General features: G+C 70.4%; 11 protein-coding genes. 7 read left to right on the top strand and 4 right to left on the bottom strand.

The window, feature by feature from the left end; all coding sequences use genetic code 11:
- The first annotated feature begins 73 nt into the window (after window positions 1–73).
- Both PV721_RS38260 and PV721_RS38255 read left to right on the top strand, forming a co-directional pair.
- Window positions 74–580, top strand: a complete 507-nt coding sequence (locus PV721_RS38260) for an RRQRL motif-containing zinc-binding protein (protein WP_319732694.1) — start codon at window positions 74–76, stop codon at window positions 578–580.
- Window positions 574–1,203: a class I SAM-dependent methyltransferase gene (locus tag PV721_RS38255; RefSeq protein WP_319732690.1), complete on the top strand. Its 630-nt coding sequence runs from the start codon at window positions 574–576 to the stop codon at window positions 1,201–1,203. Before PV721_RS38260 ends, PV721_RS38255 begins: the two co-directional genes overlap by 7 nt.
- Before the next feature lie 105 nt (window positions 1,204–1,308).
- Here the strand turns inward: PV721_RS38255 and PV721_RS38250 are convergent, their stop codons facing one another.
- Complete coding sequence (locus PV721_RS38250; protein ID WP_319732689.1) at window positions 1,309–1,794, bottom strand: integrase; 486 nt, start codon at window positions 1,792–1,794, stop codon at window positions 1,309–1,311.
- An 18-nt stretch (window positions 1,795–1,812) separates the two neighbouring features.
- Between PV721_RS38250 and PV721_RS38245 the strand changes: the two genes are divergently transcribed.
- From PV721_RS38245 to PV721_RS38230, 4 genes are all read left to right on the top strand, one after another.
- On the top strand, window positions 1,813–2,190 hold the full coding sequence (locus PV721_RS38245; RefSeq protein ID WP_319732687.1) for a hypothetical protein: 378 nt from the start codon (window positions 1,813–1,815) through the stop codon (window positions 2,188–2,190).
- The gene (locus PV721_RS38240) at window positions 2,187–2,363 is read left to right on the top strand and encodes a hypothetical protein (RefSeq protein WP_319732685.1); all 177 of its coding nucleotides are present in this window, start codon (window positions 2,187–2,189) and stop codon (window positions 2,361–2,363) included. Before PV721_RS38245 ends, PV721_RS38240 begins: the two co-directional genes overlap by 4 nt.
- 136 nt (window positions 2,364–2,499) lie before the next feature.
- Window positions 2,500–3,840, top strand: coding sequence for a ParB/RepB/Spo0J family partition protein (locus PV721_RS38235; protein ID WP_319732683.1), 1,341 nt, complete (start codon window positions 2,500–2,502; stop codon window positions 3,838–3,840).
- Entirely contained in the window at window positions 3,837–4,733 is an 897-nt protein-coding gene (locus tag PV721_RS38230; protein WP_319732681.1) for a ParA family protein, read from the top strand. Before PV721_RS38235 ends, PV721_RS38230 begins: the two co-directional genes overlap by 4 nt.
- A 76-nt stretch (window positions 4,734–4,809) precedes the next feature.
- On the opposite strand, the gene PV721_RS38225 is transcribed toward PV721_RS38230, so the two are convergent.
- The 3 genes from PV721_RS38225 to PV721_RS38215 all read right to left on the bottom strand — a co-directional run bounded on the left by PV721_RS38225 (window position 4,810) and on the right by PV721_RS38215 (window position 6,340).
- Window positions 4,810–5,562: a hypothetical protein gene (locus PV721_RS38225; protein WP_319732679.1), complete on the bottom strand. Its 753-nt coding sequence runs from the start codon at window positions 5,560–5,562 to the stop codon at window positions 4,810–4,812.
- Between the two features lie 58 nt (window positions 5,563–5,620).
- On the bottom strand, window positions 5,621–5,929 hold the full coding sequence (locus tag PV721_RS38220; RefSeq protein ID WP_319732677.1) for a hypothetical protein: 309 nt from the start codon (window positions 5,927–5,929) through the stop codon (window positions 5,621–5,623).
- A gap of 216 nt (window positions 5,930–6,145) precedes the next feature.
- Window positions 6,146–6,340: a hypothetical protein gene (locus PV721_RS38215; protein ID WP_319732675.1), complete on the bottom strand. Its 195-nt coding sequence runs from the start codon at window positions 6,338–6,340 to the stop codon at window positions 6,146–6,148.
- A 218-nt stretch (window positions 6,341–6,558) separates the two neighbouring features.
- On the opposite strand from PV721_RS38215, the gene mobF reads away from it, so the two are divergent.
- Window positions 6,559–8,235 (top strand): MobF family relaxase (gene mobF / locus PV721_RS38210; RefSeq protein WP_319732692.1); only part of this gene is annotated, 1,677 nt, incomplete at its 3' end.

Here is an 8,235-nt window from a genome sequence, read left to right as displayed (position 1 = left end):
GGCCCCGCCCGCAGCGGCCCGGACCCCGCCACCCGTACCGCCCCGACCGGCTGCCCGACACCTGGCGCCGGTGATGCCGCGCCGCCGAACGCGGCGCCGCCGCCGCGAGGTGACCCGGGTGCTGCGCAGTGACGCGACGCTGCCGGAGTTCGACCGCGGCACGGTGCCCGAAGGGCTCGTGACCAGACGGACGTTACGGGACATGCAGCTGAGTCCCGGCAGCAATCAGGGCCCGGTCGCGATCCTGCGGTGCAGGTTGTGCGCGACCCGCCCGCAGTGGTCCTGCCGTCACCCGACCCGCGGCTTCCTGCTCCGCGTCGACCTGGCGGTGCCCAAGCGGGTGCCGACGCTCGCTCAGGAGTGGGCCCTGGACAAGGCGATGGCAGCTCGCCAGACCTGTGGCGACTGCGGGCGTCGGTTCTACTTCTGCCTCTCCAAGAAGCTCGGCTGTTGCATTCTCCGAACTACCGGGGCGTCCCGTGGTCAGGTGACTGGACGATCAGCCTTGTGGGGAAGAGGCAGGTATGAGGCCGGAGAACTGCTCTGCACGGCGCGGGTGTTAGCTTCCTTCCCGTGTTGAAACACCAGGACGAGACCAGGGCGGCCTACGACGGGGTCGTCGAACTGTATGCGTCGATGTTCGCCAATCGGTTGGAGACGCAGCCGTTCGCGCGGAACATGATCGACACCTTCGCCGAACTCGTGCGTGGCGCGGGCAACCTACGGGCAGCCGACGTCGGGTGCGGACCCGGCCACTTGACGGCCATGTTGCACGACTTGGGGCTGGACTCCTTCGGGCTTGACCTCTCCCCGGCTATGGTCGCCCACGCCCGGCGGGCCCATCCGGGGCTGCGGTTCGACGAAGCACGAATGGAGGCCCTGCCGGTCGAGGACGGCGCGCTCGGCGGAGTGCTGGCCCACTACTCGATGATCCATACCCCACCTGAAGAACTGCCCGCGCTGCTCGCTGAGCAGGTGCGTGTCCTGGCACCAGGGGGCCTGCTCCTGGCGTCCTTCTTCGGAACCGACGGGCCGGAGCCTGTCCGCTTCGATCACAAGGTGGCGCCCGCCTATAGCTGGCCAGCGGACCAGTTTGCCGAATTGCTGACCGGGGCCGGACTCGTCACGGTGGCTCGGTTGCTCCACGACCCAGCGTCCGAGCGGGGCTTCCTCGACACCCACCTACTGGCCCGCCGCCCGTAGAACTGACCCGGGCCGGGGAGGCATAGATCATCCGTGGCTGAAGCCCGTCCAAGCGCCGCGCTCTGCGGCGGTGTCCGCTGAGCACGCCGGAGTAAAGCCATTCAGTCACGCAGGCCCCGGCGGGGTGGCCACCCCACTGGTACGAGCAGCGATCTCCCGGAAGGTAGGAATCCCCAGGTCGACAGACTCCTGCTTCCGGGGAATCTGAGCGTCGAGTTGGGCAAGCTTCTCCTCGGCGTGAGCAAGGCTGCTCTGCAGCCCGTCGATCTCGCCGAGCCAGCCTTCCCTCTCGGCTTCCACGATGCGCGTGAGGAGGTTGTCGCGGATCTCGACAAGCCGGGGACGCTCTGTCGCGTGGACGATCAGGACGGGGCATCGGACACAAGCGTGTTCGTGAGCACAGTCAGTTCCGTATGCGCGGCCGCAGTCGCCCAGGGCGAGCTTACGGCGCTCAAAGTGCCCGAGAAACTCTCCCCACTCCTCAGGAGTGACGGTGCGGTATTCATCGGCAGGCCGCAGAGCCCGGCGCCGGGCGATGAACGCTCGATGTGCCTCGATGGCATCAGTGGGGTAGATCGCGGCGTATCCCATCGTCGTTCCGATGTGGTCGTGACCAGCGATGACCTGGGCGATGAGCCCGGATACGCGATGCTCACCCACGCCGCCGCGAACCTCCCCCTGCCCGACGACGTCGGCGTGGAGCCCGCGCACTATGCCCTCTACATCGAGGCCCGCCGGCGCGACGACAGCCTCGACGGCTACACCCTGCTGCGCCTCGGTCCGTACACCCAGACCCGGCACGCCCAGCAGGACCACGACCGGCTCACCGCCACGCTGGACGGGCGGGAGACCACCCTCGTGCCCGAGTTCCGCGTCGGCGTGCGGTTCGGGCCGTTCGACGTCAGCGACCACCAGCTGTTCGCCGACCCGTACGAGGCCGACGCCGTGGCGCTCCTGGACGCCGCCGTCGCGGGGGTGAGCGCGTGACCGCCCCGGCCCTGTACGAGATCGAGACCAGCGAGGGCGACGACGGCACCCCGCACCCCGCCGAACAGCTCTGGACGCCCGGCGAGGACGCCGTGGAGAACGGCTTCGTCGCCCATCGCGGCCTGCACGTGCCGGTTCGCGTCTGGCCTTCCGTCAACCCCCGGACTGGGTAACGGCGTTTCCACTGGAAACGGCAACCGCCAGCTTGGCGGGCCGCCGACTGGTCCTGCTCGGGCTGCGCGAGGGAGCCAGCGTTTCCATTGGAAACGGCTAGTCTCTGGCCGTACTTTCTGTCGTCCTGGAGAATCTATGGCTGCCAACCTTCCGAGGCCCAAGCGCACGAGCACCAAGCCCCCCGCGGCTACGCCCAAGGAAGAGGCGTTCTACCGGGGCGGCAAGGACCGCAGCGGCGACACCGTTGAACTCCACCCCAAGGACCTCTGCCCCAACCCGTTCAACCGGCGGGCCATGTCGGGCGTTGAGGAGCTCGCGGCCACGATCGAGGAAGTCGGCCTCCTCCAGAACATCGCTCACATCCCCGCAGACATCTGGACCGCGCACTACCCGGAGACAGCGGAGAAGATCAGCGCCGCGAACGTCATCCTCTTCGGGGAGCATCGCTGGCGCGCTATCCAGTCCTTGGGCTGGGAGGTCATCCCCAGCGTCCTGATGGACGACAAGGTCGCCGACGCCCGCCTCATCACCCTCATCGAGAACCTCCGGCGCGCACAGCTCAGCCCGCTGGAAGAGGCCGAGCATTACGAGGCCCTGCGGAGCAGCGGGCTGTCCTACGAGCAGATCGCGCAGAAGATCGGCGAGACCGCCAAGGGGGCTATCTCCAAGGGCACCGTGTGGAAGCGCGTGCAGCTCCTCGCGCTGGAGCCGGAAGTCCAGGGAGCACTCCGGGACGGCACCCTGGCCGTCAGCACCGCTGAGAAGCTCCAGAAGATGAGCGCCGAGGACCAGCGGGAAGCAGTGACCCTGGTCCAGGGCGGCATGCGTCCGCTGGAGGCGCAGGCACAAATCCTCGCGCGGCAGCGGCAGGACGAACCCGTGCCCGACACGGAGCTGGCCGAAGGAGAGGCTGCCGTTTCCAATGGAAACGGCACGGCCCTCCAGCCGAGCACCGTTTCCACTGGAAACGCTGCCCCCAAGCCCCGGACGACGGCGAAGAAGGAGCAGCCTAAGCCTTCGGCTGACCAGTACGAGCAGGACCGCAGTACCGCAGCCGCAGCCCGGGACGCCGCCTGCCAGCTCCTCGTGGAGACCGTCGACGTCGGCGACACGGCCGACAGCGAGCTCCTCCTCAAGGCCATGACCGGCGCCCTGCTCGCTCCACAGCAGCAGTCCGCCGCACAGCAGCGCGCCCTGGTCTGGCTCCGCCGAGCCGAACGCCACAGCATCGACGACCAGAACGCCGGCTCGTACTTCAACGCCGTCCAGGACTCCGGTGACGGCGAACTCCAGCGGCTCGCCGCCTTCGCGAGCGCCCTCGCTGCCGCAGAGCTCCGCACCGCCGCCCGCCGGCACTCGTGGGGAACCCGAGAGGTCGGCTACCTCCGCCTCCTCCAGGACCACGCGCAGTACACCCCGGACACCGCGTGGGAGAAGAAGGAACTGGGCTCGGACACCACAGGAGAGAACGAGTGACGCGCACCGTCGAACCCCGCTTCCGCCCCAGGGGGCGGCGCCACCCCAAGATCTACGCCTTCATCCTCGAGTGCGGCGGCTCCACCAAGACCACCAGCGCCACCTCCATGGCGACCGAGGCAGCGCTCCGCGGCTACCAGGGCACCATCTTCGACTTCGACGCCAACCGGTCCACGACCACGATCCTCGGCTACGACGAAGAGGCCATGAAGGGACGCAAGACCGTCCTCGACCTCATCCACGGAACCGCGACCCTGGACGAGGTCGCCCTCCCGGCCCGCTACCGCATCGGCGACGGATACGACGACGACGCCTTCGCCTACATCCCCGGCCTGCGCGTCGTGCCCAGCTGCAAGGAGATGTCCACCGCGGACACCGCCATCGCCGAGGACGCGGACCGACAGGACTGGTTCGCCGAGATCCTGCTCGGCTACGACGGCGACGAGGACGACGTCTTCTGGCTCGACTTCCCTGCCAGCTACGGGAAGATGGTCTACTCCGTGATCCGGATGCTCGACGAGGACGACTCCGTCATCCCGTCGGTCCGCGCCGATCCGAAGGACGTCAAGCTGCTGGGCCCGCTGTTCGAGGAACTCGACCGCGTCCGGGAGAAGAACCGCCTCCGGCGCTCGGTCCCCGGCCGCCCGACGGTCAACCACCTGATCCTCACCGGCACCCCGACCGCCAGCTACACCGAAGCATCGGCCAGGAAGGCGACAGCGCTCGCCGAATCCCTGTACGGCGACATCCTCACGCCCTACATCCGGTACTCCGCCGACGCCAAGAAGCTGTACGACGACTGCTGCCCCCTGCCCATCCTCCTGCCCAACTCGGTGCCGGCCGTCGACTACCGGAAGCTGATGACCAGCATCGGATTCCCCGACCGCACCTAACTGCCGTTTCCAATGGAAACGGCACGCGGGGCCCGACCACCCTCTGGGGCGGCCGGGCCCTTCCGCTGTCCACCGGTCAACGCCCTACGTCGATGCCTTTCCAGCCGTGCCCGAGCCCACGGCGCCGTGCCCGTGTTGGCGGGGCGGTGGAGACCGGGCGGGTGTTCAACGCGTCGGTCACCTGCTGGGTCGCTGTCGGGGTGAGCCCTGCGGTGACGTGGCCGGAGGCGAGGACCCGGGCGTACGTCCCGGGCCCGTAGGCGACCAGGGCGACCGCGAGCGATGCCGCAGCGGTCTCGGCCGGCCCTGCGCCCCATCGGAGTTCGTCCTCGGCAGCCGGTGCCTGGCGGGGGAGCTCACGCCGGGCGGCGAGGAGTACGGCGAGGGCCTGGGCGTGGGCCGCGTCCAGGGTGATGGTCAGCAGGGCGGGGCCGAGCTGGTGGACCCGGTGCCCGGCGAGGCTGTGCCCGGCCAGAGCCCGCCGCAGTCCCGTACTCAGCACCGCCGGGTCCTCGCCGCAGCCGGCCGGACCGGATGGCGCGGCCGCGGCCGGTGCGCGCTCCACGCGTTCACGCAGCGCGGCGACGGCGGCCGGGACGACCTCCAGGAGCTCGGCGGCCTCCGGGCTGAGATCGGCCAGCGCCCCGGCGAGGACCTCCAGCGCGGTGGCCGCGTCCTCGACCGCGCCGCTGCTCCACCGGTCGGGTCCGGCGGCGTCGGCGAGAGCGCACACGGCGATCACCGCGCCTTCGGCCAGCGGGTCCAGGAGGGGGTTGGAGTGCTTCATGTCCCGCCCAACGAGTACGGCCAGTCCGCGTGATGCGGGCACCTCATGATCACTGCTGTGCCGGTGCGGTTTCACGCGCAAAGCCGTGAGCCCCGCCGGGTCAGGGGCCGGTGAGGATGTCGTGGGTGCCGATGCGACGCCAGATCACGTGGGGTGTGCCGGGACGGAGCGCGGCTCCGTACTGCCAGGTGGCACGTCCAGCGGGGCCGGTGCCCGCAGACCAGGTGAGTTCGTAGATGCCGGGGAAGCCGCTGACCTGCTTGATGCGGAGGCCAGCGCGGAAGTGCCCGTCGGCGTCGCGCAGGTCGTGGACGAAGGCGGTGACGGCGCGGCGGAAGCGGCGGCGTTGTTCGGGGGTTAGGCGATCCAGGTCGGCGGCGAAGCGCGGCAGGGTCTCGTACGTGGGCACGGTGAACCTCCAGGACGCACGAAGCCCCCGGCCGGTCGGCCGGGGGCGGTGGTGGTTGTTCGTGTTGAAGGGCTTCGGTGACGCGGTGCGCTCAGCAGTGGTGGGTGGTCGGAGTGGTGCGTCCGTTCGCGGTGGATGACGTTGGAGTCGGCTGGAGGCGTATTTCGTGGCAGGTGGTGCTCGTGTGGTCGGTGCGTAGCATTCGCACGGCCGCCGTCAGCTCTCGTAGAGGTCGCGCATCGCGTCGTAGAACTCCTGGGGGCAGGCGGCCTCGCAGCTGTCGCAGTGGTACCGGTGGAAGTCGGTGCGGGCCGGGTGGTCCTGTTGGGCGGAGCGGCCGCTGCTGCGGAACTCGGGTCGCATCGTTCGCGAGCACAGCGGGCACGGGTCTGCGTAGATCTCGTTCAACATGCGGCGCACTGTGCACACGTCGGCGGCTTACCGTCTCGGGCTGCGGGACGGCCCGCCTGGCGGGCGCTCCGGTAAAGACTTGGTGATGGCTTCCCGCCCGGCGGGAAGGACCCCGGATCGCGCTTTTGCGCAGGTCATGACCGGTGTTCCATGGCCCGGTGATCAGCAAATCGGAGCTCCGTCCGGGTGACGGGGTGCGCTACCTATTCCGCGGCGTGATGGTCGGTGACGGCCACCGCCCCGCAGGCACGGCGCTGCGCGACGCCCAGGACGAGGCCGGTGTCCCGCCCGGGATCTGGAGGGGCCGGGGCCTGGCCGCTGTCGGCCTCACGGCCGGGGATGTGGTGAGCGAGCGGCAAGCCGAACTGCTCCTGGGAGAAGGCCGGCACCCGGACGCCGACCGGATCGAGCGCGAGCGCCTGGAGGCGGGCGACGATCCGGCGAAGGCCCGGCGGGCGAGCGTGCTGGGCAGACCCATCGAGCACAACCGGTCGGCGAAGACGGAGAAGGCCAAGGAGCGGAAGCCCTGGCTGGGCGTGGACCTGGTGTTCCGGCCGCCGCCGACGGTGCACATCGCGTGGGCGCTGATGGGGGACGAGGAACGCCGGGTGCTGGAGCTGTGCCAGGACATCTCCGTGAACAAGACGATGGAGTGGCTGGGGGACTCGGTCGCGCAGATCCGTTCGGGGAGCGGCGGCAAGCACCGCGCACCGGTCCGGGACGGCGGGCTGATCGTTGCGGTGTTCCGGCACTACGAGTCCCGAGCTGCCGAGTCGAAGCCCCTGCTTCACGATCACGCGGTGGTGTCGATCCGCGCCCGCCGGCCGGACGCCAAGGGCACGTGGGGCAACCTGTCGGCGGACACGCTGCTGGCCCACATCGTCGCCGCTGACACTCTCTACCTCCTGTTCTTCATGGAGGAGGTATCCGCCCGGCTCGGGTGGGCCTGGGAGCCGCGCGAGGTGACCCCCGGCCGGCGTCCCGTCATGGAGATCGCGGGCATAGACCAGCGGCTCATCGGCTGGCAGTCCACGCGCCGTCAGCAGATAGAGGAGGCGCTGTTCGTCCTCACTGCCGAGTACGTGGAAGAGCACGGGCATGAGTTGGGGGAGCGGGCCGCCTACGGGCTGGCCTGCCGGGCCGCCGACCGGACGCGCCCGCCCAAGCGCAAGGAGCTCCGGCCGCTGTCCGAGCTGCGCGAGCGGTGGCGGGAGTCGGCCATCGCCTCATTCGGCGCCGACGTCGTCGACCGGCTGGCGGAGCGGGCGCGGGCGGCGGCCGCGGCGGTGTGGGCGCGGGTGCGGCCGGTGGTCGACGTGGTCCTGGCGGCCGTCGACGTCGTCGCCGTGGTGTACGTGATGCGCGGAGCGTTCAAGCGCCACCACCTGCTCGCCGAAGCCCGCCGCTACCTCTCCTACGCCTTGCGCGGCCGACCCCACCAGAAGGGCCTGGACGAACGGATCGTGCAGACCGTCGTCGACGACTACACCCGCCCCGTCGGCCGGGGCCGGATGATGACTGCCGATCTGCACGCCCTGTACCCGCGCGATACCGACGACCAGGCCGTGGTGCGCCCGCTGACCCGCAAGCGGACCGCCCCCCTCTACGCGCGGGCCCGGCTCGCCGCCGGAGCGTTGAAGGCCCGGGTTCACGCGGCGCGCCGCTCGGAGCGCCTGGGCTCCCGTGCCCGCCCGCACACCGTCGCCGTGCCCGGCGCCTCGAGGTCTGGCCCGCGGCTCTCGCGCCCGGACCGGAAGGCCGGCCGCGCCCAGGAGCAGCAGCAGGGGACCGATGTTGCCGCGCTGGAGCAGACCCGCGCCACGATCGAGGCCGTCGCCAGGATGGCCGTCAAGCTCCAGGACGGTGTCCGGGAGCGCGACGTCGCCCACCGCCCC

This window comes from Streptomyces sp. MB09-01, assembly GCF_033794505.1.
Classification (GTDB): Bacteria; Actinomycetota; Actinomycetes; order Streptomycetales; family Streptomycetaceae; genus Streptomyces.
This window is presented reverse-complemented; position numbering and strand designations above follow the sequence as displayed.

What these genes read in the sequence shown, in the direction of transcription:
- PV721_RS38260 (WP_319732694.1), top strand. Translation starts at nt 74, where the DNA reads ATGCCGCGCCGCCGAACGCGGCGCCGCCGCCGCGAGGTGACCCGGGTG.
- PV721_RS38250 (WP_319732689.1), bottom strand. Translation starts at nt 1,794, where the DNA reads ATGGGATACGCCGCGATCTACCCCACTGATGCCATCGAGGCACATCGA.
- PV721_RS38235 (WP_319732683.1), top strand. Translation starts at nt 2,500, where the DNA reads ATGGCTGCCAACCTTCCGAGGCCCAAGCGCACGAGCACCAAGCCCCCC.
- PV721_RS38215 (WP_319732675.1), bottom strand. Translation starts at nt 6,340, where the DNA reads ATGTTGAACGAGATCTACGCAGACCCGTGCCCGCTGTGCTCGCGAACG.